The following is a 25,515-nucleotide window of genomic DNA, read 5'->3' as shown; positions in this document are numbered from 1 at the left end:
GGGCGGCGCGGATGCGTAGTCCCAGTACCGTGAGCGCATGACGCCGCATCCCGCACCCGGCCCCGCCGACCTCGTCATCACGGGCTGCACGGCCCTCGTGCACGACGCCGAGGAGCGCGTCGACTTCGTCGAGGACGCCACCGTCGTCGTACGGGACGGGGTGATCGCATCGGTGACGGCCGGGGGCGACGCGCCGCCTGCCGCCGGGAGCCGGGATGTGCCAGGCACTCCGGCCGCCGTCGAGCACCTCGACGGCCGCGGCCTTGTCGCCCTCCCCGGACTCGTCAACTGCCATACGCACAGCCCGATGGTGGCCCTGCGCGGCCTCGCCGAGGACGTGCCGATCGACACGTGGTTCAACGAGCTGATCTGGCCCGTCGAGTCGAACCTCACCGAGCGCGACGTGACGCTCGGCGCGCGGCTCGCCTGCGCCGAGCTGATCCGGGGCGGCGTCACGTGCTTCGCCGACCACTACTTCGCGATGGACGCCGTCGCCGACGTGGTGGCCGAGAGCGGGATGCGGGCGCTGCTCGGGCAGGCGTTCTTCTCCTCGCAGGGGCCCGAGGGGCGCGCCGCCTCGCTGGACTTCGCGCTGCGCAGGCGCGGGGACGCCGACGGGCGCGTCACGACGTGTCTGGCGCCGCACGCCCCGTACACGGTGGACGACGCCGACCTCGCGGCCACCGCCCTGCTCGCCCGCGAACACGGCCTGCCGGTCCATCTGCACGCCGCCGAGGACCGCGCCCAGACCGAGCAGAGCCTGGCCCGGCACGGCCTCACCCCCATCGAGGTCCTCGCCCGCGCGGGACTGCTCGACGGCGACGGCGGCACCGACAGCGAGACCGGCTCCGGCACCGGTACCAGTACCGGCATCGACCTGCTCATCGCCCACGGCACCGGCATCCTGGAGCGCGACCTGCCCGTGCTCGCCCGCGCCGCCGGACGCGTCGCCGTGGCCTCGGCGCCCCGCACCTACCTGCGCTTCGGCTGGGACCCGACCCCGGTGCGCGCCCTCGCCCGGATCGGCGTCCCCGTCGGGCTCGCCACGGACGGCGCGGCCTCCAACAACTCCCTCGACGTCTGGGAGTCCATGGCCCTCACCGCGCTCACCCAGAAGCACGCCGAACGCGACCCCGCCTGGCTGACGTCCCGTCAAGCCCTGCACCACGCAACGCTGCAGAGCGCCCGCGCCGTCGGTCTCGGCGAGCACATCGGCTCCCTCGCGGCCGGGCGCCGCGCCGACATCATTCTCGTCGACCTCACCGGACCGCACACCCGTCCCGTGCACGACCTCGCCGCGACCCTCGTGCACAGCGCCCGCTCCGCCGACGTGCGCACCACGATCGTCGACGGGCGGATCCTGATGCGGGACGGGGAGCTGCTGACCGTCGATGTGCCGCAGACCGTGGGGGAGTTGGAGGAGCGGCTGCCCGCGCTGGTGGAGCGGGGGCACGGGCGGCGGATCCAGCAGTACGAGGGCTGAGGGGCGCGGCCCGGGGGTGCCGAGGGCCGCGGCCCGGGGCGCCGAGGGCGCGACCTAGGGTGGGGAACATGACCACCCCGCACCCCGCCCCCGAAGACCCCGCCGACGGCCTCCTCCGCGACCTGTACGGCACCGTGGCCCGGCTGCGCGACACGGCCCCCGTCACGCGCGTCACCGGGACGGACGGACGGCCCGCCTGGCTGGTCACCCGGTACGAGGACGTGCGCGAGGGGCTCGTGAACCCGCTGCTCTCGATCGACAAGAAGCATGCGCTGCCCGGGAGTTACCGGGGCCTCGCGCTGCCGCCCGCCCTCGACGCGAACCTCCTCAACATGGACCCGCCCGACCACACCCGCATCCGGTCCCTGGTCGCCCGCGCCTTCACCCGCCGCCGCGTCGAGCAGCTGCGCACCCCCGTGCGGCGCACCGCCGACGCCCTCCTCGACGCGATGGCGCCCCTCGGCCGCGCCGACCTGATCGCCGCGTACGCCGCCCCGCTGCCGATCATCGTCATCTGCGACCTCCTCGGCGTGCCCGAGGCGGACCGGCGCGACTTCCGGGACTGGTGGGACGCGGTGATCGCCCCCGACCCGGCGCGGCCGGACGCCGGGGCCCGCGCGAAGGAGTCGCTCGGCGCCATCCTCGGCTTCTTCACGCGGCTGCTCGCCGACAAGCGCGCCCACCCCGCCGACGACCTGCTCTCCGACCTGATCGCCGTGCGCGACGAGGACGGCGACCGGCTCACCGAGGACGAGCTGATGTCGCTCGCCTTCCTCATCCTCTTCGCCGGTTACGAGAACACGGTCCAGCTCATCGGCAACGCGGTCCTCGCCCTGCTCACCCACCCCGAACAGCTCGCCGTGCTGCGCGCGGACCCGTCCCGGCTCCCCGCGGCCGTCGAGGAGTTGCAGCGCTACGACGGCCCCGTGCCGCTCGCCATCCGCCGCTTCCCCGTCGAGGACGTGCGTATCGCCGGGGTCACCGTGCCCGCGGGCGAGACCGTCCTGCTCTCGATCGCCGGGGCCAACCGCGACCCGCACCGCTTCGCGGACCCCGACCGGCTCGACCTCGGCCGGGACGCGGGCGGTCACCTCACCCTCGGGCGCGGTGTCCACCACTGCCTCGGCGCACCGCTCGCCCGCCTGGAGACACAGATCGCCCTCGGCGCGCTCCTCGAACGGTTCCCGGACCTCGCCCTCGACGCGAAGCCGGACGAGCTGACCCGGCGGCCCTCGATCCGGTCGCGCGGGCTGACCGCTCTGCCCGTGGTCTTCTGAGGAGCCGGGAGTTCGCAGCCCTCGGGAAAATTCTTGGAATTCCTCCGCCGCGAGCGATGAGTTCGGGGAAGCCCACCGGTCCACCCCTTCGAAGGAGTACGCCCCCGAAGGGTTCAGGAGACACACCATGGGACTTCCCCGCATCGTCTCGCGCGCGGAGTGGCAGGTCGCGCGGGCCGAGCTGCTCGCCAAGGAGAAGGCCGCCACCCGTGCCCGCGACGCGCTCAACGCCGAGCGGCGCGGGCTGCCGATGGTCGAGGTCGGCAAGGAGTACTACTTCGACGGATCCGACGGCAAGGCCACGCTGCTCGACCTCTTCGACGGCCGGGACCAACTCGTCGTCTACCACTTCATGTTCGCCCCCGAGTGGGACGCGGGCTGCACCAGCTGTTCCGGCTTCCTCGACCAGATCGGCCACCTCGCGCACCTGCGGGCCCGGGGCACGAACTTCGTGGCCGTCTCCCGCGCCCCGTACACCAAGCTCCTGCACTTCAAGTCCCGCATGGGCTGGACGGTGCCGTGGTTCTCGACCGACGGCGGCGACTTCAACTACGACTTCGGCGCCTCGTCCCGCGAGGAGCCCCACGACGTGCCCGCGATCAGCTGCTTCCTGCGGGACGGCGACCGCGTCTTCCACACGTACTCGACGTTCGCCCGTGGCCTGGACGGACTCGGCTCCACCACCAGCCTGCTCGACCTCACGGCGCTCGGGCGGCAGGAGGAGTGGGAGCTGCCGGCGGGCCGCGCCTCGGCCCTCGGCGCCCCGGCCGGCAGCCCCCGGGTGCGGTACCACGACGAGTACGAGGACTGACCCAACTCCGTGTCGGTTTGGTCACGTTGAGAGCCCTCGTGACGGCTCGGTGCGTTCTCATCGGTAGAACGGTTCTCGTACGAGAGAACCGAGCGACACGGGGGACAGGGACAACGTGATGATGAACGAGCGAGTGGTGGTGCAGCGGTTTCCCGCGGGTGGGCCGCGCGGTTCGTGGCCCGCGGAGGAGTGCGCGCACGAGCTGCGCTGCGCCGGGCGGGACGCCGAAGTGGTGATGGACCTGGCTACGGACGCCTTCCTGGTGATCGTGCGGGAGCCCGAGGAGGCCGTGGCGGCGTAGTGGTATCCGTGGCGGGCGCCTTGGCGGCTACCGTGGCGGGCGTCTGCACCGGCTTCGTGAACTGCTCCGCCTGGAGCCCGTAAAGCTCCGCGTACACCCCGCCCGTGGCGAGCAGCTCGTCCGGGGTGCCGGACTCCACCACGCGGCCCCCTTCGAGGACGTGCACGAGGTCCGCGTGCCGCACGGACGCGAGGCGGTGCGTGATGAGGATGACGGTCTGCCCGGTGCCCGCCAACGCCCGTATCTTCTCGAAGACTTCGAGCTCGGCACGGGCGTCCAGGGCCGCCGTCGGCTCGTCCACGATGAGGATGCTGCCGCGCCGGTAGGCGGCCCGTGCGATGCCGAGGCGCTGCCACTGGCCGCCGGAGAGTTCGTGGCCGCCGGTGAAGGCGCGGGCCAGCAGCGTGTCCAGGCCGCGCGGCAGGTCCGCGACGACGTCTCCCGCGCCCGCCTCGGTCACGGCGGCGCCCAGACGGTCCTCCGTGCGTGCCGCGTCGGAGCGGCCGATCGCGATGTTCACGCGCGCCGTGAACGGCCACCGCTTGAAGTCCTGCGCCACCATCGCGATGCGCTCGGCGAGCCGGTGGCGGTCCGCGTCCGCCGCGTCCACGCCGTCCCACAGGATCCGGCCCCGCTGCGGGGCGTAGAGCCCGGCGAGCAGCTTCACCAGCGTCGTCTTGCCCGAGCCGTTCTCCCCGACGAGCGCGATGATCTTCCCGGTGGGCAGGCTCAGCGACACGTCGCTCAGCGCGTCCCTGCGGCTCTTGCTGCCCGGGTAGCGGAACGTCACGTGCTCGAAGCGGATCTCCCGTGGCCGCTCGGGCAGTTCGGTGCCGCCCTCCGGGATGGCGCGGCGCGCCGCCTCCACGTACAGCCGGTCCAGATCGCCGACGAACAGGGCGTCCTCGTGCAGGGAGTTGATCTCCAGGACGAGGGTGTCGAGGTTCGCGGAGCCGCTGCGGATCGCGAGGACGGCGGTGCCCGCCACGGACAGGGCCATCGCCCCGGCGAGGAGCAGCAGCCCGAGCGTGGCGTAGGTCGCGGCGGTCGCAAGTCCCGTCCAGGCCGCCGCGATCAGACCGGTGCGGGCCGCGAGCCGGGCGAGCCGGGCCTGCTCCGTCTCCGCCGCCTCCGACATCGACCGGAAGTGCCGCAGCAGGAACGGGCCCACGCCGTGCACCCGGATCTCCGGTGCCGCGGCCGCCTCCGTGAGCAGGCCGCTGATCAGGCGGCCCGCGCGGGCGTGCTGGATCCACGCGTGGAAGGAGCGGTAGCGGCGCCGGGCGATGGTCAGGGCGCTCCACGCGCTCGGCAGCGTCATCGTCACCAGGAGCGGTAACAGGACCGGGTGCAGGACGGTGAGCACACTGGCCGCCGCGATCAGCGAGATCGCCGCGTTCACCACGCGCGTCGCGATGGCGATCATGCGGCGGGCCGAGGCTGCCCCGTATTGCGCGGTGTCCAGGAGCTTGTGGAACGCCTCGTCCTCGATGGCGGAGAGCTCCACGGCCGCGGCGCGCTCCAAGTACTGCTCGGTGGCGACCCGTTCGACCTTCGGCTCCAGCCGGCCCGTCGCATACGTCGACGCGGCGCGCAGCAGCGCCGAGGCGAGCAGCACCGAGGCCATCGTGATGAGGGCGGGCGCCGCGCCCCGCAGCCGGTCGGCAATCGGCACGTTCGTCATCAGGCGGGCCAGGACGCTGTTGACCGCGAGCAGGCTCACCGCCTGGGCGAGTCCGCGGGCCACCTCGGCGCCGAGGACGATGCGGGCGGCCTGCCGGTCGGCCCGCCAGGCGAGCCGGAAGCTCGCGCCGAGCAGGGCGGGCAGCCGGCGCAGCATCGAGCGCAGACCCAGCTGCAGGAACGCCTCCTCGTGCTGCGCCCAGCCGGTGTCGTAGCGCAGCGGTCCGCCGAAGAGCAGCTGTTCGGACTCCGAAGTCCCGGGTGGGGGTGGTGTGTTGCGGGAAGTCCCGGGTGGGGGTGGTGTGTTGATGGTGCTCCCTTGCTGGTCGGGGGTGGTGTCCTGGGCTTTGTCCATCAAACCTCCGCTCGCCGAAGTGGACGGCCACTATCGCGGTGGCCGCCGGGCGGGGGCAGGGCGCGCGCCCACTCCGCCACGGCGTACCCGGAGCACGCCCGGGGCGCTCGCGGTGACATGAGCCGTGCAACCCCGGGCAACCCTTGCCCGGCCTCCCGCCCGCATGGCACACCCATGGACGCAACTCCCTACCCGCACCGGCAAAGGAGTTATCCCGTGACCGATGTACTTCGGACAACCGGCGCCGCCCGATTACCGCGTCCTGACGTAGCCGCGCTGCTCTCCGCCTACCGCACGATGCGCACCGTCCGCACCTTCGAGGAGCGGCTGCACGAGGAGTTCGCCGCCGGGGAGATCCCCGGGTTCGTGCACCTGTACGCGGGCCAGGAGGCGTCCGCCGCCGGGGTGTGCGCGCACCTCGACGACGCGCGGGACGTCCTCGCCTCCACCCACCGCGGCCACGGCCACTGCATCGCCAAGGGCGTCGACGTGAAAGCGATGATGGCCGAGATCTACGGCCGGAAGTCCGGGCTCTGCCACGGCAAGGGCGGCTCCATGCACATCGCCGACCTCGGCCGGGGCATGCTCGGGGCCAACGGCATCGTCGGCGGCGGGCCCCCGCTGATCTGCGGTGCCGCGCTCGCCGCGAAGGTGCGCGGGGACGGCGGCGTGGGCGTCGCCTTCTTCGGCGACGGCGGCAGCAATCAGGGCACCACCCTCGAATCCCTCAACCTCGCCTCGGTGTGGCGGCTGCCCGCCGTCTTCGTGGCCGAGAACAACGGCTACGCGGAGACCACGGCGGCCGGCTGGTCGGTGGGCGGAGGGTCCATCGCGGCGCGCGCGGCGGCCTTCGGGATCGCCGGGGAGTCCGTCGACGGCTCCGACTTCTTCGCCGTGTACGAGGCGGCGGGCCAGGCCGTGGCGCGGGCCAGGTCGGGCGGCGGACCCACCCTCGTCGAGGTCCGCCTCGAGCGCTACTACGGGCACTTCGAGGGCGACGCGCAGACCTACCGCGCCCCGGAGGAGGTGGCGCGCGCCCGGTCCGGGCGGGACTGCCTGACCCGCTTCCGGCACCGGGTCACCGCCACCGGCGAACTCACCCTGGAACAGCTCGACTCGATCGACGCCGAGGCCGCCCGGCTCGTCGACGACGCCGTCAGCGAGGCCGTGGCAGCACCCCCGCCGACGGCCGCCGATCTGGAGACCGACGTCTACATCGCGTACCGGTAGAGGAGGAACTCGACGGTGACCACGCACACGAACACGGCCACGACCACACAGGCACAGCCACGCACCCTCACCTACCGCGAAGCGCTGAACGAGGCCCTCGCCCAGGAGATGGAGCGCGACCCCGCGGTCCTCGTCATCGGCGAGGACAACGCGGGCGGGGCGGGCGCACCCGGCGCGAGCGACGCCTGGGGCGGCATCCTCGGCGTCACCAAGGGGCTCCAGCCCCGCTTCCCCGGACGGGTGTGGGACACGCCCATCTCGGAGTCCGCGTTCATCGGCGCGGCGGTGGGGGCGGCCACGCGCGGCCTGCGGCCCGTCGTGGAGCTGATGTTCATGGACTTCCTCGGCGTCTGCCTCGACCAGATCGTCAACCAGGCGGCGAAGTTCCGCTACATGTTCGGCGGCCGGGCCGTCACGCCCGTGGTGGTCCGCACCATGTACGGGGCGGGCCTGCGCGCCGCAGCCCAGCACTCCCAGTCGCTGCACGCCGTGTTCACCGCGGTGCCGGGCCTGAAGGTGGCGCTGCCCTCGTCCCCGTACGACGCGAAGGGCCTGCTCACCCAGGCGATCAGGGACGACGACCCGGTGATCTTCTGCGAGCACAAGGCGCTCTACGACACGGTCGGCGAGGTCCCCGAGGAGAGCTACACCATCGGCTTCGGGCAGGCGCGGGTGGTGCGCGCGGGCGACGACGCGACGGTGGTCGCCCTCGGCGGGATGGTCCCGGTCGCGCTTGCGGCGGCGGAGCGGCTCGCGGACTCGGCGGGGGTGGAGTGCGAGGTGCTCGACCCGCGCACCACGAGCCCCCTCGACGAGACGGCGATCCTTCGGTCCGTGGCGCGCACGGGGCGGTTGGTGGTGGTCGACGAGGCCGGTCCGCGCTGCGGCATGGCGGCGGACATCGCGGCCCTCGTCGCCCGCGAGGCGTTCGACGCCCTGCGCGCCCCCGTCGGCACGGTGACGGCACCGCACACGCCGGTGCCCTTCAGCCCGGTCCTCGAAGACCTCTACGTGCCCGACGCGGAACGGGTCGCGGCCGCAGTTGTGGCCGCCATGGGCTGGAAGGCGGGCCGCAATGGGTAGAAGCTAGACGTGGGGCGGCGCCTGCGGGAGGGCGTCGCCCCCGATCATGAGGTCAACGGGGCGCGTGTGACGGGGAGTTGGTCTCTGTTACACGGGAGGCGCGCAGCACGCGAGGCGCGCAGCACGCGAGGCCGCGCCGGTCGAGGGAGCGTGCTCACGCCCGCACCGGCTGCGACCACCCCGGCGTCGTCCCCATCGCCCGGCACAGCGCCACGTACAGGGGGAGCGGCGGGGTGTAGGGCACCGACTCGTCCGGCTGGTGCAGGAGTACGGGGGCGGTGCGCGGGTCGGGCAGGACGGCGCCCGCGGCGTAGTGCACGCCGGGCGGCCACTCCAGAGCCACGTCCGAGTCGGCGGGGACGATCCACCACCAGTGGGTGCCGTCCACGTACACGCAGCCCACCCGGGGCAGACGCGCCATCAGCTCCGGCCCGTACGCCTTGGGCACCGCCACCGCGTCACAGCCCAGCGGCTGCTCCATGCCCGCCGGGACGGCGAGCCGCCCCGGGGTGGCGGTACCGCAACCGCGCTCCCGCGCGACCCGCACCAGCGTGTCCAGCTCCAACGGTCGCACTGTCACCGCGCTCACAAGTCCCCCGCCCGCATAGTCGTCGCGCTCACGGGTCGGTCACCCGCGTCGTCCCGGTCGTTCTGCCGGCGTCCGTCGTTCACCCTCCTGATGTGACGACCCCGCCGCGAAGAGGCAACTCCGCCCACACCGTGAGTCCGGGAGCGGACTCCCGTACCCCCCACGCGCTGCTCACCGCCTCGACGAGTAGCAATCCCCTCCCGTGCTCCTCGTCGGGTCCCCGCCGGGCGGGCCGCGGAACTCCTCGACCGCGGCCTTCGTCGCGCACCGCTATCCGCAGCTTCCCCGGCTCCGTACAGAGCTCGCAGATGATGCGTCGACTCGCCGTGTGCACGATCGCGTTGGTGACCAGTTCGGATACGACGAGGGCCGCCGCCTCACAGGCGTCCTCGTCCGTGGACCACCCGCCAAGCCGTTCCCGCGTCATGTGCCTGGCCACGGACGCGGAGCCCGGACGAGGGTCGAGCGCGAAGCTGACGCACAGCTCGGCACCGCCCCCGGCCCATGCGTCGGCGGCCATGCCGGGACGGGCTTCGATGGCTTCGGTTCCTAACGGCGCGGGCGGAGTCACGCTCTCCACTATCGCCCCGGCGTGAACACCTTGGCAAGGGTCACTCTGAAATGTGCACAGTGGCGTGTTCCTCGGCCGATGGCCATGGCACACTTCTGCCAACGCCTCACACTGCGGCGCGAGTAGAGAGTTGGGTGGAGGTAGGACGACGTGAGCGAACCGCGCTCCGCGCCGACTGTCGGCCAGGTCGTCCTAGGCCGACAGCTGCAGGATCTGCGCGAGCGCGCGGGCCTCAAGCGCGAGGAGGCCGCGCGCATTCTGCGGGTCGCCCCGGCCACCGTCCGCCGCATGGAGACCGCCGAGGTCGCGCTCAAGATCCCTTACCTCCAGGCCCTGTTGAAGGCGTACGGGATCCCCGAGGACGAGGCCGACTCCTTCGTTCAGCTCGCCGAGGAGGCCAACAAGCCCGGCTGGTGGCAGCGGTTCCACGACATCCTGCCGAGCTGGTTCAGCATGTACGTCAGCCTGGAGGGCGCGGCCGGCCTCATCAGGTCGTACGAGCCGCACTTCGCGCCCGGCCTGCTGCAGACCGAGGACTACGCCCGCGGCGTGATGCGCTCCGGCGCCATCGGCCAGACCAGGCCCGACGACATCGAGCGCTATGTGGCGCTGCGCATGGAGCGCCAGTCGCTGCTCACCCGCGAGGACGCCCCGCGCCTGTGGGTCGTGATGGACGAAACGGTGCTGCGCAGACCCGTCGGCGGTCCCGAGGTGATGCGCGGACAGATCGACCGCCTCCTCGAGGCCACCGAAATGCCGCACGTCACCCTGCAGGTGGTGCCGTTCGCCAGCGGCCCGCACCCCGGCACGTTCGGCCCCTTCGTGCTCTTCCGCTTCGCCATGCCGGAGCTCCCGGACATGGTCTACAGCGAGTACCTGACCGGTGCCGTCTATCTGGACGCGCGCACGGAGGTGGCCACACATCTCGAGGTCATGGACCGCATGGCGGCCCAGGCCGCGACGGCACAACGCACAAAGGAGATCCTCCGGGATGTCCGCAAGGAGCTGTGAATGGACCGACACCGCGCCGGCTCACGCCCCGGTGCCCGGCCGCCGGGCAGCCCCCGGCCGCCCGAACCCAGGCCCGGCGGGCCCCGCATCTACAACGGCATGCCCGCACGCGAACTGGGCTCCGAGGGCTGGCACAAGCCCTGGAGCGGCGGCAACGGAGGCAACTGTCTGGAGGCCATGAAGCTGGCCGACGGCCGGATCGCGGTGCGCCAGTCCTCCGACCCGGACGGCCCGGCGCTCATCTACACCCACGGCGAGATCGACGCGTTCATACAGGGGGCGAAAGCAGGCGATGCCGACTTCCTTCTCTCCTGAGGGCTCCTCGGAGAGCTCTCCGTACGTGGACACCAGCAAGCCGCACCCCGCGCGGATGTACGACTGGTTCCTCGGCGGCAAGGACAACTACCCCGTCGACGAGGAGGTGGGCCGCCAACTCACCGCCATGGACCCGCGGGTCACGGTCACGGCGCGCGCCAACCGCGCGTTCATGCACCGCGCCACGCGCTGGCTCACCAGGAACGGCGTGCGCCAGTTCCTCGACATCGGCACCGGCATCCCCACCGAGCCCAACCTCCACCAGGTGGCGCAGACGATCGCCCCGGACGCGCGCGTCGTCTACTGCGACAACGACCCCATCGTCCTCGCCCACGCGGAGGCCCTGCTCCGCTCCACGCCCGAAGGGGCCACGGAGTACATCCAGGGCGACGTCCGCGAACCGGCCGCGATCCTCCAAGTGGCCCGCAAGACACTGGACTTCAGCCGACCCGTCGCCCTCTCCCTGGTCGCGCTGCTGCACTTCATCGCGGACGAGGACGGCGCGTACGAACTCGTGGAGCGGCTCATGGGGGAGCTCCCGCCCGGGAGCTACCTGCTCCTCTCCCACGGGACGGGCGACTTCACCCCCGAGACGGCACGGCAGGCGGCCGAGCTGTACCGGGCCCGCGGCCTGACCCTGGCGCTGCGCTCGCACGCGGAGGTCGAGCGGTTCTTCGCCCCGTACGAGCTGGTGGACCCGGGCGTCGCGGTGCTCGACACCTGGCACCCCGAACTGGGCGAGATCGAGCCCGACTCGGGGCTCGGGCCGACGCCGGGGTATGGGGGTCTTGCCCGCAAGGGGTGACCCTCCGGGGGCGCTGGCCCTGCCCCGCGTCCCCGGCCACGAACACCCCGGGCGCCGCGGTGGCGAAGTCCGCGTCGCGCTCCACGCACCCGCGCGCGTCCACCGCGAGCCCCAACTGCCCGACCACACCGCCCTGTTCGCGCCCCGGCCCGTCGGAGCCGAGGGCGAGCAGCACCAGGTCGGCGCGGAGCGTGCGCGCCGTGCCGGGGCGGCGCGGCCACTCCTGTCGTGCGGTGGTGAGGAAGCCCTTGGGGTCGGCCATGGCCGTCTCCCTCGGCAGTCTCCGTGCCGCGCGCACCCCGGGGATGCGCGGCTTTCCGCCACCATCGTCGGGCCGTGGGACCCGGCGCTCGCTCGGCCGGTCCCGGTACTCGCTCAGGCCAGGGCCAGCAGGAACGACACCGAGGCGGCGGCCGACGCGCCCGCCCGGACGTGGTTCCAGCGCGTCCACTCGCCGACGTACGACCGCCAGTACTCGGCGCTCGCCGGGTCCTCGGGGTCGAGCTTGGACAGGGCGTCGTTGCGCGGGATGTTGGCCGCGACCGTCACCCCGAAGGAGCCGACGAGATACAGGGCGCTGCCGAGGAGCAGCTCCACCGTGCCCTCGTCCGGCCAGAGCACGAACGTGACCACGGCGAGGACGCCGCACAGCCCGGTCGCGCCCATGAACACCGCCATGAAGGGAGGCGTGACCGCCGCGACGTTGATCGACTGCATCGCGGCGATGCCCCGGGCCGGCGGCAGCGCGGCGAGCCCCTTCATCACGAAGGTCGAGAAGCCGACGAAGACACCGGCGGCCAGACCGCAGAAGAGCGCGCCCAGGACGGTGAGCACGAAATAAGGTCCCTCGATCATGCCAGCCAACCCCCTGAGTAGCCACGGCCCTTGAGCAGGCGGACCGCGAGTGATCCTGCATCGCGCGGTGTGCCACCCACAAGTCAATTGCCACGGCGCGTTCCGCGCCAGCGTCCCGGCCGCAGGCTCATGCGTGATCGTCCAGTACCCGTGGCGCCACACCGCGCGGGCGCCCGGCATCATGGGCCCGTGCGACTCGAACCGATCACCTGGGAGCGGCTCGCGGACCAGCTCTGCGACCGGCTGCTCGTCCTGAAGCCGGACGACGGGGGCCAGTGGCCGCGCGTCGCCTTCGACGGCGCCCCGGCCGCCCGCCCCGGCGAGCTGGCCCGGCGGGTGGCCGAGGCGCTGCGGCTGCGCGGCCGCTCCGTCCTCGTCGTCGGCACCGGGGACTTCCTGCGCCCCGCCTCGCTGCGCCTGGAGCACGGGCGCGAGGACGTGGAGTCGTACTACAGCGGCTGGTTCGACACCGGAGCCCTGTGGCGGGAGGTCTTCGGGCCCCTCGACCCAGGCGGCAGCGGGCGGGTGCTGCCCGACCTGTGGGACCCGGACGCCGACCGCGCCACGCGCAGCCCGTACGTCGAACTCCCGCCCGGCGGCCTGCTGTTGCTGCACGGCCCGCTCCTCCTCGGCCACTGGTTCCCCTTCGATCTGACGGTGCACCTGCGGCTCACGCCGGGCGCCCTGCGACGGCACACGGACCCGGGGGAGCAGTGGACGCTCCCCGCCTTCGAGCGTTACGAGGCGGAGGCCGACCCCACGGCCGCGGCCGATGTCGTGGTGCGCGCCGACGACCCCCGCCGCCCGGCCTGGAGCGGCTGACCGCACGGCTGGCGACACGGCCGGCCGCACGGCCGCGCGGGGCTGCTCGCTCTGTGTGACTGCGCGTGCGGACCGCGGGGCGCGCGGTGAGAATGAGGGGCGCCGGGACAGCGGCCCGCTCTGCGCCGCGCCGGGACAGCGGCGACCCCGTGCCGCGCCGGTCGTCCGGCCCCGGGAGGTACGTCATGACCACAGCCGGAGACATCATGCACCGCGGTGCACAGTGGATCCCCGCCCACGAGACCCTGGACCGGGCCGCCCAGCTGATGGCCCGGCTCGACGTGGGCGCGCTCCCCATCAGCGACGAGAACGAGCGGCTCTGCGGCATCCTCACCGACCGTGACATCGTCGTCGGCTGCGTCGCCAAGGGGCACGACCCCGCCAAGGTCACCGCGGGCGACATGGCCAAGGGCACGCCCCGCTGGATCGAGGCGGACGCCGACATCGACGCCGTGCTCGACGAGATGCAGGGCCACCAGATCCGCCGCCTGCCGGTGATCGAGAACAAGCGGCTCGTCGGCATGATCAGCGAGGCCGACCTGGCCACGCACCTCTCCGAGGAGCAGCTCGCGACGTGGTGCGAGAGCGTCTACGCGAAGGGCTGACCGCCCCACGGGCCCCACGGCCGAGGACTGATCGCCTCACCGCCCCGGGCCGACGGCCTCACAACCAGCCGTTGCGCCGGAACCCTCGGTGGAGCGCGAAGCAGGCGGTGACGATGAGTCCGATCACCATTGCGTAGCCGTACTTCCAGTGCAGCTCGGGCATGTGGTCGAAGTTCATCCCGTAGAGCCCGCAGACCATCGTCGGCACGGCGATGACCGCGGCCCACGCCGTGATCTTCCGCATGTCCTCGTTCTGCGCGACCGTCACCTGCGCCAAGTGCGCCTGGAGGATGGAGTTGAGCAGTTCGTCGAAGGCGGCGATCTGCTCCGCGGCCCGCTTCAGATGGTCGTCGACGTCCCGGAAGTACGCCTGTATCTCCGGGGCGACGACGCGCATCGGCTGCGTGGCGAGTATCTGGAGCGGACGCCCCAGCGGCACCACCGCCCGCTTCAGCTCGAGGAGTTCACGCTTGAGCTGGTAGATGCGCCCCGGGTCGGCCCGCACCCCGTCCTTCGCGAAGACGTCCGTCTCGACCTGGTCGATGTCGTTCTGCACCGCGTCGGCCACCTCCAGGTAGTCGTCCACCACCTGGTCGGCGACCGCGTGCAGAACGGCGGCCGGGCCCTTCCGCAACTGCTCGGGATCCGCCTCCAGCGCCTCCCGGAGCGGCCCCAGCGAGCCGTGCCGGCCATGCCGCACGGTGATCACGAAATCCTGCCCGACGAAGACCATGAGCTCGCCGGTGTCGACCACCTCGCTGGTCGCGGTCAGCTGGGCGTGCTCGACATAACAAACGGTCTTGAACACGGCGAACAGCGTCTCCCCGTACCGCTCGACCTTCGGGCGCTGGTGCGCGTGCACCGCGTCCTCCACGGCCAGCGGGTGCAGGTCGAAGAGCTCGGCGATCCCTGCGAACTCCTGCTCCGTGGGCTCGTGCAGCCCCAGCCAGACGAATCCGTCCTTGGCCCTGCGGACCCGCTCGACGGCCTCGACGACGTCGCCGTCGGAGCCCCCGGACTTCCGGATGCCGTCCTGGTACGTCACGCACTTGACCACCGCCGAGCCCAAGGGGGAGCGGGCCGGGTGGCTCAGGTCCACGCGAGGGCTGCGCCGGGCGAGCCGCGCGACCTTGCGCAAGCCGCCGACCTTACGGAGTGTTCCTACTGTGCGGAGGCCACCGACCTTCCGCAGGTTGTCCGCCACCGTCATGGGGGCCTCCTAGTCCGACGTGAACGGCCAGTGTGCCAGGGCTGCCGAATCAGCCGAACCCCCTGTGGAAATGGAGCGTTCCGCTCCATAAGTCCCCTCTGTCTGTCCGTGTCTCTCCCTCTTCGCCTCCGCAACTGGGATGATCCCGACATGACACTGCAAACCGACGGCGCCTCCTCCCACAACGGCTATCTCCTCGACAACCAGCAGGCGGAGGCGGGCCGCCGCTTCGAAGCCTTCGCCGCGCTCTTCGACCCCACGACCTTCCGCCACCTCGACCGGCTCGGCATCGGTCCCGGCTGGCGCGTCTGGGAGGTCGGCGCGGGCGGCACGTCGGTCGTCTCCTGGCTGGCCAAGCGGGTCGGCCCCACGGGACGCGTGCTCGCCACCGACATCGACACCTCCTGGCAGACGACGACGCCCCGCTCACCGCTGGAGGTCCGCACCCACGACGTGGCCGCGGACGAGCCGCCCACCGAGGGCTTCGACCTGGTCCACGCCCGCCTCGTCCTCGTCCATGTGCCGGACCGGGAGCGGGCGTTGCACTCGATGATCCGCGCCCTGCGCCCCGGCGGCCGCCTCCTCATCGAGGACGCCGACCCCGCGCTCCAGCCCCTGGCCTGCCCCGACGAGCACGGCCCCGCCCAGCAGCTGGCCAACCGCCTCCGCCACGGCCTGCGCGCCCTCCTCGCGGACCGCGGCGCCGACCTCTCGTACGGCAGAAAGCTCCCCCGCGTCCTCCGCGAGGCGGGCCTGCGCCAGGTGGAGGCGGACGCGTACTTCCCCCTGACGTCCCCCGCGTGCGCGGCGCTGGAGGAGGCGACGATCAACCACATCCGCGAGCCCTTGCTGGCAGCGGGCCTGGCCACGCCGGACGACATCGAACGGCACTTGGCGAATGTGGCGGAGGGCGAACTGGACCTGACGACGGCACCGTTGATCTCGGCGTGGGGCCGCAAGGCGTAAGGGCGCCCCTTCAGCCCGTCCGGCGTTTGAGGACGAGGCCGTCCAGGCCGACAGGGGGGCAAGGGGCGAAGCCCCAAAAAGAGGGCACCCCAGGGCGACGGAGTCGCGGATTCGGGAAGGGGCGGGATTGGGGAAAAGGCCCCGCAGGGCCCCAGCTCCCAGCGGCCTACCGCCCCGGCGGCCTCGCCCCCACCCGCCCCACAACGAAACCCCCCGCCGCACACCCCACGCCCACAGCCTCACGAACCCCCGCCCCACCCAGTCGAGCCGCAAGATAGCCCCCGGTAAACGCATCCCCCGCCCCCGTAGAGTCCCGCGGAACCTCCACCTCCGCCGCCCCCACCCGCTCCCGCACCACCCCACCCCGAGCCACCACAGCCCCCTCGGCCCCCCGCTTCACCACCACCTCCGCGAACCGCAGGCTCAACTTCGCCGCCGCCCCCTCGCTGTCCGGCACACCCGCCAGCAGCTCCGCCTCGTCCCGGCTCGGCAACAGCACATCGACGCCGTCCACGAGCCCCAGGAACCTCTCCACCCCCAACTCCCGGAGAAATCCCGCCGAAGCGGGGTCCACACTCACCGGCGCCCCACGCGCGCGTGCCGCCTCCAGTGCGACAGCGGCGACCGCCCTGCTGGGTTCGGCGAAGAACAGATACCCCGACAGATGCAGCCACCCGACCCCGTCGAGCAGCTCCGGGGACCAGTCGTCGGCGCAGAGCCGCAGCGCCGCCCCGCTGTCCGTGAGGAACGTCCGCTCGGCGGCGGCCTCCCCGTCGACCAGGCAGATCACCGTCCCGGTGGCCGCCTCGGGGTCGACGACCAGCCGCGGCCGCACCCCCGCGCGCGTGAGCTCCTCCTCGTGCCAGGCAGCCGAGTCCGCCCCCACCCGCCCGAGGAGCCGCACGTCCGGACACCCCTCGTACGCCGCCCAGCAGGCCACGTTCGCCCCCGCGCCGCCCGGCACCGTACGGATCTCCGCCGCGGTGTCGGTGCCCTGCGCGAGGGGGCCGCGGTGCCGCGCGACCACATCGGTGACGACGTCCCCGACGACCAGGAGCGCGCCACCCCCTCCAGGAACCCCGGAGCGCTCCTCCGCCCCTGTCACCGTCCCTCCGCCCAGGCCCCCGCCACCTGCCCCGCGACCTGCACGTTCCCCCGTACCGCCGCGAGGTTGGCCGCCAAGGACGCCCCCTCGGTGTGCCGGGCCAGGTAGTCCAGCAAGAAGGGCGTGACCGCCTGCCCCGAGATGCCCCGCTCGTCGCAGGCCCGCAGGGCGTCGGCCAGCACGCGCGCGTGGAGGGCGGGATCGAGCTGCTCGGCCTCGGGCACCGGGTTCGCCACGATCAACGCCGAGTCCGGGACGCCCAGTTGATCGTGGGCGCGCATCACCTCGGCCACCTCCCGCGGCGTCCGCAGGGTCCAGTCGACCGGATGCCCGGAGTCGGCCAGGTAGAAGCCGGGGAAGCGGTCCGTGCCGTACCCGGCCACGGCGACGCCCAGCGTCTCCAGGCGCTGCAGCGTCGCGGCCACGTCCAGGATCGACTTCACGCCCGCGCACACGACCGTGATCCGGGTGCGGGCGAGCAGCCCCAGGTCCGCGGACTCGTCCTGTGTCGCGGTCCACTCCCGGTGCACCCCGCCGAGCCCGCCCGTCGCGAACACCCGCACTCCCGCGCGCGCGGCGAGCAGCGCCGTCCCGGACACCGTGGTCGCCCCGCTCGCACCCGTCGCGACGGCGAGCGCCAGGTCCCGGTGGCCCAGCTTGCGCAGCCCCTCCTGGCTGGCGATCCGCTCCAACTGGCCCTTGTCCAGGCCCACGTGGGGCCGCCCGTCCAGGACGGCGATCGTCGCGGGCACGGCTCCCTGTTCCCGTACGACGTCCTCGAGCTCCCGCGCCACCTGGAGATTGCGCGGGCGCGGCAGCCCGTGCGCGATGATCGTGGACTCCAGGGCCACCACGGGCCGTCGCGCCGCGACGGCTTCCCGCACCTCTTCGGACACCACCAACACGGGCCTGCCTCCTGCCTGTCGGGTCTCTTCCTCATCCCTGGCGGGCGGTGGGCCCCGCCAAACCCCGCGCACCACGGCAGCTAGGGTGACCGGCCATGACCACAAATGATCAGTCCGTCGCCGCCGTTGGCTCCTTCGCCGTCCACATTCCGGATGTCGAGCTGGAGGTCGAGCCGCTCGACCCCGCGCAGATCGTCTCCGGCACGCCGGTCGTCACGGGGAAGGTGCTGTGGGAGTCCGCCGACGGCAAGCAGCTGCGCGGCATCTGGCAGATCACCCCGGGCGTGGTCACCGACACCGAGGCCAACGAGCTCTTCGTGGTCGTCAGCGGGCGCGCCACCGTCGAGGTCGAGGGCGGCACGACCCTGGAGCTCCGTCCGGGCGTCGCGGCGGTCCTGCGCGAGGGCGACCGCACGACGTGGACCGTGCACGAGACGCTGCGCAAGGCGTACCACATCACGCTCCCCTGAACTCCCTCACGCGCCTGAACGTCCTTACTGCTAGGGCTTCTTGACGTCCTTCGGGCGCGGTGTGAACAGGGCGAGCCCCGCGAGCGGCAGCAGCAGGGACGCCGCCGCGAGGTTCAGCCAGGCGTAGCTCGCCGTCGCCACCACCAGGCCCGCCACCGTGCTGCCCACGCCGGCCGCCGCGCTCGTCGTCAGGTCCGACAGGCCCTGGGCGGCGGGGCGCGCGGCCTGCGGCACGGAGTCGGTGAGCAGCGCCGAGCCCGACACGAGCGCCGCCGACCAGCCGAGCCCCAGCAGGAACAGCCCCGCGGCGATCTGCCCGTGGCTGCCGCCCGCCGTCCCCGCGAGCAGCGCCGCACAGGAGAGCAGCCCCACCGCGAGCCCGATCACGGCGAACCTCCCCAGTCGGTCGGACAGATACCCCATGACGGGCGAGAACGCGTACATCCCCGCGATGTGCCCGCTGATCACCAGGCCGATGAGGTCGATGCTCGCGCCGTGGTGCCCCAGGTCCACCGGCGTCATCGACATGACCGACACCATCACGGTGTGCGCCACGGCGACCGTCACGAGCGCGAGCCGGGCCCGCGGCGAGGCGGCCACGGCCGCCAACCCGGCCCGGATGGAACGCCCTTCGGCGGACTGCTCCGCCTCCGCTGCCAGGGCGCGCGCGGCGAGCAGCGGGTCGGGGCGCAGCAGCAGCTGCACCACCACGGCCGCGATCAGGAACACCCCCGTCGCCCACACGAACGGCCCGGCCTCCGCGGGGATGCCGAGCCCCGAGACGCTGCGGCCCGCGGGCGCCGCGATGTTCGGTCCGGCCACCGCGCCGATCGTGGTGGCCCACACGACGTTCGAGATGGCCCGCGCGCGGTGCGCCGGTTCGGCCAGGTCGGCCGCCGCGTACCGGGCCTGCAGATTGGCCGTGGAGGCCGCGCCGAACCCGGCGAGCCCGAGCAGCAGCAGCGGGAAGATCCCCGCGACGGCGGCCACCACCGTGACGACGGCCCCCGACGCGCCGATCAGATACGCCAGTACGAGCCCGGCCCGCCGCCCCCGCGCCGTCATCAGGGCGGCCAGCGGCACCGCGAGCACCGCTGACCCGGCGACGCTCGCGGTGGACGCGAGACCGGACAGCGCCTCGTCCCCGCTGACCCGCTTGGCCAGCACCGCGGCGAGCGCGATGCCCGTGGCGGTCCCGAGCCCGCCGAGTATCTGGCTCGCGATCAGGACGGCGGAGGTCCGGCGCCGCAGCGCGGGCAGGTCTGCTGTCGCCACGGGCGTGGCGTCGGGCCGCCGCTCGGCGGAGTTCGGTATGAGCACCGGCGCAGTGTGGCAGCCCGCACTGACAGCGGAACATAGGTGAGCGCGGGCCGCCTCGGAAGGGCGGCGGCCGCGGCCTCAGAGCAGCGGGCGTGCCCTCAGAGCAGCGGGCGTGCCCTCAGAACAGCGGCTGCGGCAGCACCCCTTCGAGCGCGAGCAGCTGCCGCTTCGTCTCCAGGCCGCCGCCGAACCCGCCGATGCCGCCGTCGCTCTCCACGACCCGGTGGCACGGCACCACCACGGGCAGGGGATTGGCGCCCATCGCGATGCCCACGGCCTGGGCCGCACCGGGCTGGCCGACGCGGCCCGCCAGGTCCCCGTAGCCCACGACCGTGCCGTAGGGGACGCCGGTGGCGAGCTCGCGCAGCACCTGGCGGTTGAAGCCCGCGATCAGGCTCCAGTCCAGGGGCAGCTCGAAGTCGCGCCGCTCGCCCGCGAAGTACGCCCTCAACTGCCGTATGGGCTCGGCGAGCAGCGGGGAGCCGGGCGCCTTGACCGGCTCGGTCCCCAGACGGGAAGCGAGCCGCTCGAGCGCCTTGTCGCGCACGTCCCCGGCCGCGTGGAAGACGACGTTCACCAAGCCGTCCTCCGTCGCGGCGAGCAGCAGCGGGCCGATGTCGCTGCCGACGACGGCCCAGACGAGCCGCTGTGTGTCCTGCCCGGTGGCGTCCTGCCCAGTGGCGTTCATGCGGACCACCGTACGACGGGGCACTGACAGCGGCCCTGGCCTCGGGGACTAGCCCTCGCGCAGCGCCGACCGCACCACGTCGGGCACGTTGGTGATGATCCCGTTCACGCCGAAGCCCGCCACCCGCTTCGTGGCCGGGGCGTCGTTGACGGTCCACGTGAAGATCTCCAGGGGCTTGCCGTGCGGGCCCTTGAGCGCGTGGATCGCGGACACGTAGTCGTCGGAGATCGTCGTGTGCGAGGAGTTGATCTGGTCGGAGAACTCCGCGTACGCGGGCAGTTCGGCGGCCTTGGGCGTGCCGAGGAAGCCCGTCTTGATGTCCGGCCGAAGGGCGTGCACCGTCTTCACGCTGTCCGCGCTGAAGCTCTGGATGACGAGCTTCCGCTTCACGTGGTGCTTGTCGAGCCAGCCCGTCCGGCGCAGCACCTGAAGCCCCTGCTTCTCGATGCCGGGGTAGAGCTCGGGCTTCTTGAACTCGAAGACCAGGCTCTGGTGGTTGCGCTCGACCCGGTTCATGTACTGCTTCAGCGTCGGCACGCGCTGCCCCGCGTACTTGGGGTCGAACCAGCTGCCCGCGTCGAGCTTCGCGATCTCCGCCGCCGTGAAGTCGGAGACCTTCCACGGGGCCCGGTCCGGGAAGACCTCCTCCACGTCGGTGGTCCTCTTCAAGGTGTCGTCGTGCATGATGACCAACTCGCCGTCCTTGGTGCGCTGGACGTCGTTCTCGACCCAGCGGAACCCCATGTCAGCGGCCTTGTCGATGGCTGCGAGAGTGTTCTCCGGCGCGTAACCGGAGGCGCCGCGGTGGGCGACGACCAGGGGCCTGCCGTGCTTGCCCGCCATGGAGGCGGCGGCGGACGGAGCCGACGCCTTCGAAGCGGGCGCGGCGGAGGCGGTGGCGGTGGCGGAGGGGAGGACGAGTGCACCGGCGCCCAGCAGGGCGGCGGTGGTGGCAGCGGCGGCGCGTGCGTACACGGGTACTCCTCGCGTTCGTGCGATCACAGACCGGTCGAGGGTGACAGCGCTGGGCCAACGGGAGACAGGTGCAGGATGGCCACAGGTTGAACGGAGTTGCCCCAGACGTGAACCCCACGCGCGGGGGTTGGGTTTCTTTGCCGGAAAATCGTTCGTACGTTCCGGAGTGAGCTTTACTCTCTGCCTCAGCCCGCGGTCGGTCTCCCGGCGTCGGGGGACGGGCTGGGACGGTCCGGGGTATTCAGGCACAACAGGCGGAAAGGCAACCGCGGATGCAGGGCACGGTCGACGGTTTCAGCTACGGAGTCGTCACCCCGGTAGTGGCGTACCTGATGGCTTGTCTGGGCGGCGCGCTCGGACTGCGCTGCACGACCAGATCCCTCCTTGTCGCCCAGTCCTGGCGGCCCGGCTGGCTCGCCCTCGGCTCGGCGGCAATCGGCTCCGGGATATGGACCATGCACTTCATCGCGATGATGGGCTTCACCGTCAAGGAAGTCCCCATCCACTACGACAAGGCCACCACCTTCGCGAGCCTGGCCGTCGCCATCGTGATGGTCGGCATCGGGATCTTCATCGTCGGCTACCGCGGCGCGACCGGGACGGCCCTGTTCACCGGCGGCACCATCACCGGGCTCGGCGTCGCGTCGATGCACTATCTGGGAATGGCCGGTATGCGTCTACGCGGGACGCTGCAGTACAACACCCTCACCGTCTCCGCCTCCGTCGTCATCGCGGTCGTCGCCGCCTGCGCGGCGCTCTGGGCCGCCGCTCAGGTCAGGGGCTTCCTGTGGAGCCTCGGCGCCAGCCTCGTCATGGGCCTGGCCGTGACCGGCATGCACTACACGGGCATGGCCGCCCTCAGCGTCCATCTGCACGGCTCGACCGCGCTGCCGCCCGGTGACTCGCCCGCCGAGCTGCTCGCGCCCATGATGATCGGCCCGCTCGCCTTCCTGCTGCTCGCGGGCGTGGTCGTGATGTTCGACCCGCTGATGGTCATGGGCAAGGCCGACACCAAGGCCCACATGAGCGCCCGCCGCCCGCCCTACCCCGTGCCCCGCTCCGGCGACCGCGCGGTCCCGCGCTCCGGCGACCGCCGCCCCCCGCGCATCGGCCGCAGGCCCCCGTCCCGGCCCGGCCGCCGCAGCCCGCAGAAGCACTGAGCCGCTGATCGGACCCGGTTGTCAGTGGGGAGTCGTACGGTGGTTTCCATGCGGCCCGTATCCAAGATCGAACGCACGGTGGCACCTTTCGAGGTCGTCAGCCCGTACCAGCCCAGCGGCGACCAGCCGACGGCCATCGCCGAGCTGGACCAGCGCATCCGAGCAGGCGAGAAGGACGTCGTCCTGCTCGGCGCGACCGGTACCGGAAAGTCGGCCACCACCGCGTGGATGATCGAGAAGCTCCAGCGCCCCACGCTCGTGATGGCGCCGAACAAGACGCTGGCCGCCCAGTTGGCCAACGAGTTCCGCGAGCTCCTGCCGAACAACGCGGTCGAGTACTTCGTCTCGTACTACGACTACTACCAACCCGAGGCGTACGTCCCGCAGTCGGACACCTACATCGAGAAGGACTCCTCGATCAACGAGGAGGTGGAGCGCCTCCGCCACTCCGCGACGAACTCCCTGCTCACGCGGCGTGACGTGGTCGTGGTCGCCTCCGTCTCCTGCATCTACGGCCTCGGCACCCCGCAGGAGTACGTGGACCGCATGGTCCCCCTGAAGGTCGGCGACGAGATCGACCGCGACCAGCTGCTGCGCCGCTTCGTCGACATCCAGTACACGCGCAACGACGTGGCGTTCACCCGCGGCACCTTCCGCGTCCGCGGCGACACCATCGAGATCTTCCCGGTCTACGAGGAACTGGCCGTCCGCATCGAGATGTTCGGCGACGAGATCGAGGCCCTCTCCACGCTCCACCCCCTCACCGGCGAGGTCATCAGCGACGACGACCACCTCTACGTCTTCCCGGCCTCGCACTACGTGGCGGGCCCGGAGCGCATGGAGAAGGCGGTCAACGGCATCGAGAAGGAGCTCACGGAGCGCCTGGACGAGCTGGAGAAGCAGGGCAAGATGCTGGAGGCCCAGCGCCTGCGCATGCGCACCACGTACGACCTGGAGATGCTCCGCCAGATCGGCTCCTGCTCCGGCGTCGAGAACTATTCGATGCACTTCGACGGCCGCGACCCCGGCACCCCGCCGCACACCCTCCTGGACTACTTCCCGGACGACTTCCTCCTCGTCCTGGACGAGTCGCACGTCACGGTCCCGCAGATCGGCGCGATGTACGAGGGCGACGCCTCCCGCAAGCGCACCCTCGTCGACCACGGCTTCCGGCTGCCCTCCGCGCTCGACAACCGCCCGCTGAAGTGGGAGGAGTTCCAGGAGCGCATCGGCCAGACCGTCTACCTCTCCGCGACCCCGGGCAACTACGAGCTGTCGCGCGGCGACGGCTACGTGGAACAGATCATCCGCCCCACCGGCCTCGTCGACCCGGAGGTCGTCGTGAAGCCCACGGAGGGCCAGATCGACGACCTGGTGCACGAGATCCGCACGCGCACCGAGAAGGACGAGCGCGTCCTGGTCACCACGCTCACCAAGAAGATGGCCGAGGACCTCACCGACTACTTCCTCGAACTGGGCATCCAGGTCCGCTATCTGCACAGCGACGTGGACACGCTCCGCCGCGTCGAGCTCCTGCGCGAGCTGCGCGCCGGCGAGTTCGACGTCCTGGTCGGCATCAACCTGCTGCGTGAGGGCCTCGACCTGCCCGAGGTCTCCCTGGTGGCGATCCTCGACGCCGACAAGGAGGGCTTCCTGCGCTCCGGCACCTCGCTGATCCAGACCATCGGCCGCGCGGCGCGCAACGTCTCGGGCCAGGTCCATATGTACGCCGACAAGATCACCCCGGCGATGGAGAAGGCCATCGACGAGACGAACCGCCGCCGGGAGAAGCAGATCGCGTACAACAAGGAGAAGGGCATCGACCCGCAGCCCCTCCGCAAGAAGATCAACGACATCGTGGCCACGATCGCCCGCGAAGAGGTCGACACGGAGCAGCTGCTCGGCTCCAACTACCGCAAGTCGAAGGACGGAAAGGGCGCCAAGGCCCCCGTCCCCTCGCTCGGCGGCGCCCACGACAAGGCGGGCGCGGCCACCGCCAAGGCCACCAAGCCCGCCAAGGGCAAGGCCGCGGCGAAGGTCCCCACGGACCGGCCCGCCGCCGAACTGGCCGAGCAGATCGAGGAGATGACCGAGCGGATGCGCGCGGCCGCCGCCGACCTGCAGTTCGAGATCGCCGCGCGCCTGCGGGACGAGGTGTCGGAGATGAAGAAGGAGCTTCGTCAGATGAGGGAGGCGGGCCAGGCATAGCCGGTGTGTTGCAGGACCGACACAAAGTCCTGCCCGGGGTGCGGAGCCGTCCGCGCCAGTGCATAGGGTTGCTGGGCGACCGCGCCGACAGAGCGGTCGCCCAGGGCAGTTCGAGAGGGGACAGCGCGTGACGGTCAACATGACCAAGGGTCAGGCCATCAGCCTGCAGAAGAACGACGGGGGCGCCCTGACCGCGGTGCGCATGGGTCTCGGCTGGCAGGCGGCCCCCAGGCGCGGCCTGTTCGGCTCCCGCACCCGCGAGGTCGACCTGGACGCGTCGGCGGTGCTCTTCGCCGACAAGCAGCCGGTCGACGTGGTCTTCTTCCGCCACCTGGTCAGCGACGACGGCTCGGTCCGGCACACCGGCGACAACCTGGTCGGCGGCGCGGGCCAGGGCGGCGACGACGAGTCCATCCTCGTCGACCTGCAGCGGGTCCCGGTCCACATCGACCAGATCGTCTTCACGGTGAACTCGTTCACCGGCCAGACGTTCCAGGAGGTGCAGAACGCCTTCTGCCGCATCGTCGACGAGACCAACGGCCAGGAGCTGGCCCGCTACACCCTGGACGGGGGCGGCCAGTACACCGCCCAGATCATGGCGAAGGTCCACCGGGTGGGCGGCGGCTGGCAGATGACGGCTCTCGGCAACCCCGCGAACGGCCGGACGTTCCAGGACCTGATGCCGGCGATCCTGCCGCACCTGTAGAGCACT

General features: G+C 72.2%; 26 protein-coding genes. 16 read left to right on the top strand and 10 right to left on the bottom strand.

Going from position 1 to position 25,515, the window contains the following annotated elements:
• Nucleotides 1-37 precede the first annotated feature (37 nt).
• From ACQB60_RS01165 to ACQB60_RS01150, 4 genes are all read left to right on the top strand, one after another.
• The gene (locus ACQB60_RS01165; RefSeq protein ID WP_496923893.1) at nt 38-1,483 is read left to right on the top strand and encodes an amidohydrolase; all 1,446 of its coding nucleotides are present in this window, start codon (nt 38-40) and stop codon (nt 1,481-1,483) included.
• A gap of 68 nt (nt 1,484-1,551) precedes the next feature.
• Nucleotides 1,552-2,760 carry a cytochrome P450 family protein gene (locus ACQB60_RS01160; RefSeq protein WP_496923892.1) on the top strand — a complete coding sequence of 403 codons (1,209 nt, stop codon included), beginning with the start codon at nt 1,552-1,554 and terminating at the stop codon, nt 2,758-2,760.
• A gap of 127 nt (nt 2,761-2,887) precedes the next feature.
• Nucleotides 2,888-3,571, top strand: a complete 684-nt coding sequence (locus tag ACQB60_RS01155; protein ID WP_496923891.1) for a DUF899 domain-containing protein — start codon at nt 2,888-2,890, stop codon at nt 3,569-3,571.
• 118 nt (nt 3,572-3,689) lie between these two features.
• The gene (locus ACQB60_RS01150; protein WP_384843576.1) at nt 3,690-3,872 is read left to right on the top strand and encodes a DUF8839 family protein; all 183 of its coding nucleotides are present in this window, start codon (nt 3,690-3,692) and stop codon (nt 3,870-3,872) included.
• Here the strand turns inward: ACQB60_RS01150 and ACQB60_RS01145 are convergent.
• A complete protein-coding gene (locus ACQB60_RS01145; RefSeq protein ID WP_496923890.1) occupies nt 3,817-5,910 on the bottom strand; it encodes an ABC transporter ATP-binding protein in 2,094 nt (697 codons plus the stop codon). The two genes, ACQB60_RS01150 and ACQB60_RS01145, sit on opposite strands and share 56 nt — an antisense overlap.
• Before the next feature lie 297 nt (nt 5,911-6,207).
• On the opposite strand from ACQB60_RS01145, the gene ACQB60_RS01140 reads away from it, so the two are divergent.
• On the top strand, nt 6,208-7,140 hold the full coding sequence (locus ACQB60_RS01140) for a thiamine pyrophosphate-dependent dehydrogenase E1 component subunit alpha (protein WP_496924745.1): 933 nt from the start codon (nt 6,208-6,210) through the stop codon (nt 7,138-7,140).
• Nucleotides 7,141-7,155: 15 nt separating this feature from the next.
• Nucleotides 7,156-8,223, top strand: coding sequence for an alpha-ketoacid dehydrogenase subunit beta (locus ACQB60_RS01135; protein WP_496923889.1), 1,068 nt, complete (start codon nt 7,156-7,158; stop codon nt 8,221-8,223).
• A 154-nt stretch (nt 8,224-8,377) separates the two neighbouring features.
• Here the strand turns inward: ACQB60_RS01135 and ACQB60_RS01130 are convergent, their stop codons facing one another.
• Both ACQB60_RS01130 and ACQB60_RS01125 read right to left on the bottom strand, forming a co-directional pair.
• The gene (locus ACQB60_RS01130) at nt 8,378-8,788 is read right to left on the bottom strand and encodes a hypothetical protein (RefSeq protein WP_496923888.1); all 411 of its coding nucleotides are present in this window, start codon (nt 8,786-8,788) and stop codon (nt 8,378-8,380) included.
• 103 nt (nt 8,789-8,891) lie between these two features.
• Entirely contained in the window at nt 8,892-9,332 is a 441-nt protein-coding gene (locus ACQB60_RS01125) for an ATP-binding protein (RefSeq protein WP_496923887.1), read from the bottom strand.
• Nucleotides 9,333-9,533: 201 nt separating this feature from the next.
• Here ACQB60_RS01125 and ACQB60_RS01120 point away from each other — a divergent pair, with 201 nt between their 5' ends.
• From ACQB60_RS01120 to ACQB60_RS01110, 3 genes are all read left to right on the top strand, one after another.
• Nucleotides 9,534-10,394: a Sco1979 family transcriptional regulator gene (locus tag ACQB60_RS01120; protein ID WP_496923886.1), complete on the top strand. Its 861-nt coding sequence runs from the start codon at nt 9,534-9,536 to the stop codon at nt 10,392-10,394.
• 99 nt (nt 10,395-10,493) lie between these two features.
• On the top strand, nt 10,494-10,709 hold the full coding sequence (locus ACQB60_RS01115; protein WP_384843788.1) for a DUF397 domain-containing protein: 216 nt from the start codon (nt 10,494-10,496) through the stop codon (nt 10,707-10,709).
• Entirely contained in the window at nt 10,687-11,514 is an 828-nt protein-coding gene (locus ACQB60_RS01110; protein WP_496923885.1) for an SAM-dependent methyltransferase, read from the top strand. The genes ACQB60_RS01115 and ACQB60_RS01110 overlap by 23 nt, the downstream gene beginning before the upstream one ends.
• 375 nt (nt 11,515-11,889) lie before the next feature.
• Here the strand turns inward: ACQB60_RS01110 and ACQB60_RS01105 are convergent, their stop codons facing one another.
• A complete protein-coding gene (locus ACQB60_RS01105) occupies nt 11,890-12,369 on the bottom strand; it encodes an anthrone oxygenase family protein (protein WP_496923884.1) in 480 nt (159 codons plus the stop codon).
• A gap of 129 nt (nt 12,370-12,498) precedes the next feature.
• Between ACQB60_RS01105 and ACQB60_RS01100 the strand changes: the two genes are divergently transcribed.
• Nucleotides 12,499-13,191, top strand: a complete 693-nt coding sequence (locus ACQB60_RS01100; protein WP_496923883.1) for a nucleoside/nucleotide kinase family protein — start codon at nt 12,499-12,501, stop codon at nt 13,189-13,191.
• 185 nt (nt 13,192-13,376) lie between these two features.
• Complete coding sequence (locus ACQB60_RS01095; RefSeq protein WP_496923882.1) at nt 13,377-13,796, top strand: CBS domain-containing protein; 420 nt, start codon at nt 13,377-13,379, stop codon at nt 13,794-13,796.
• A 58-nt stretch (nt 13,797-13,854) separates the two neighbouring features.
• Here the strand turns inward: ACQB60_RS01095 and ACQB60_RS01090 are convergent, their stop codons facing one another.
• Nucleotides 13,855-15,006, bottom strand: a complete 1,152-nt coding sequence (locus tag ACQB60_RS01090; RefSeq protein ID WP_496923881.1) for a magnesium and cobalt transport protein CorA — start codon at nt 15,004-15,006, stop codon at nt 13,855-13,857.
• Nucleotides 15,007-15,156: 150 nt separating this feature from the next.
• Here ACQB60_RS01090 and ACQB60_RS01085 point away from each other — a divergent pair, with 150 nt between their 5' ends.
• Nucleotides 15,157-15,972, top strand: coding sequence for a methyltransferase domain-containing protein (locus ACQB60_RS01085; protein ID WP_496923880.1), 816 nt, complete (start codon nt 15,157-15,159; stop codon nt 15,970-15,972).
• Between the two features lie 166 nt (nt 15,973-16,138).
• Here the strand turns inward: ACQB60_RS01085 and ACQB60_RS01080 are convergent, their stop codons facing one another.
• On the bottom strand, nt 16,139-17,077 hold the full coding sequence (locus ACQB60_RS01080; RefSeq protein ID WP_496923879.1) for a carbohydrate kinase family protein: 939 nt from the start codon (nt 17,075-17,077) through the stop codon (nt 16,139-16,141).
• Nucleotides 17,074-17,982, bottom strand: a complete 909-nt coding sequence (locus ACQB60_RS01075) for a pseudouridine-5'-phosphate glycosidase (RefSeq protein WP_496923878.1) — start codon at nt 17,980-17,982, stop codon at nt 17,074-17,076. Before ACQB60_RS01075 ends, ACQB60_RS01080 begins: the two co-directional genes overlap by 4 nt.
• Before the next feature lie 95 nt (nt 17,983-18,077).
• Here ACQB60_RS01075 and ACQB60_RS01070 point away from each other — a divergent pair, with 95 nt between their 5' ends.
• Nucleotides 18,078-18,452 carry a cupin domain-containing protein gene (locus ACQB60_RS01070; protein ID WP_496923877.1) on the top strand — a complete coding sequence of 125 codons (375 nt, stop codon included), beginning with the start codon at nt 18,078-18,080 and terminating at the stop codon, nt 18,450-18,452.
• Nucleotides 18,453-18,482: 30 nt separating this feature from the next.
• Here ACQB60_RS01070 and ACQB60_RS01065 read toward each other — a convergent pair whose 3' ends face one another.
• From ACQB60_RS01065 to ACQB60_RS01055, 3 genes are all read right to left on the bottom strand, one after another.
• On the bottom strand, nt 18,483-19,772 hold the full coding sequence (locus tag ACQB60_RS01065) for an MFS transporter (RefSeq protein ID WP_496923876.1): 1,290 nt from the start codon (nt 19,770-19,772) through the stop codon (nt 18,483-18,485).
• Nucleotides 19,773-19,890: 118 nt separating this feature from the next.
• On the bottom strand, nt 19,891-20,460 hold the full coding sequence (locus ACQB60_RS01060; RefSeq protein WP_496923875.1) for a methylated-DNA--[protein]-cysteine S-methyltransferase: 570 nt from the start codon (nt 20,458-20,460) through the stop codon (nt 19,891-19,893).
• Between the two features lie 48 nt (nt 20,461-20,508).
• Nucleotides 20,509-21,435, bottom strand: coding sequence for a glycerophosphodiester phosphodiesterase (locus ACQB60_RS01055; protein ID WP_496923874.1), 927 nt, complete (start codon nt 21,433-21,435; stop codon nt 20,509-20,511).
• A 272-nt stretch (nt 21,436-21,707) separates the two neighbouring features.
• Here ACQB60_RS01055 and ACQB60_RS01050 point away from each other — a divergent pair, with 272 nt between their 5' ends.
• The 3 genes from ACQB60_RS01050 (at nt 21,708) to ACQB60_RS01040 (ending at nt 25,509) form a co-directional block, all read left to right on the top strand.
• Nucleotides 21,708-22,595, top strand: a complete 888-nt coding sequence (locus ACQB60_RS01050; RefSeq protein WP_496923873.1) for an MHYT domain-containing protein — start codon at nt 21,708-21,710, stop codon at nt 22,593-22,595.
• Nucleotides 22,596-22,643: 48 nt separating this feature from the next.
• Nucleotides 22,644-24,803: an excinuclease ABC subunit UvrB gene (uvrB, locus tag ACQB60_RS01045; protein ID WP_496923872.1), complete on the top strand. Its 2,160-nt coding sequence runs from the start codon at nt 22,644-22,646 to the stop codon at nt 24,801-24,803.
• Between the two features lie 127 nt (nt 24,804-24,930).
• Nucleotides 24,931-25,509, top strand: a complete 579-nt coding sequence (locus ACQB60_RS01040) for a TerD family protein (RefSeq protein ID WP_384843638.1) — start codon at nt 24,931-24,933, stop codon at nt 25,507-25,509.
• Nucleotides 25,510-25,515: the final 6 nt, after the last annotated feature.

It is taken from the genome of Streptomyces odontotermitis, from assembly GCF_050510915.1.
Taxonomy (GTDB): Bacteria; Actinomycetota; Actinomycetes; order Streptomycetales; family Streptomycetaceae; genus Streptomyces.
The sequence above is the reverse complement of the archived record's forward strand: the minus strand, read 5'-3'. Positions and strand labels throughout refer to the sequence as shown.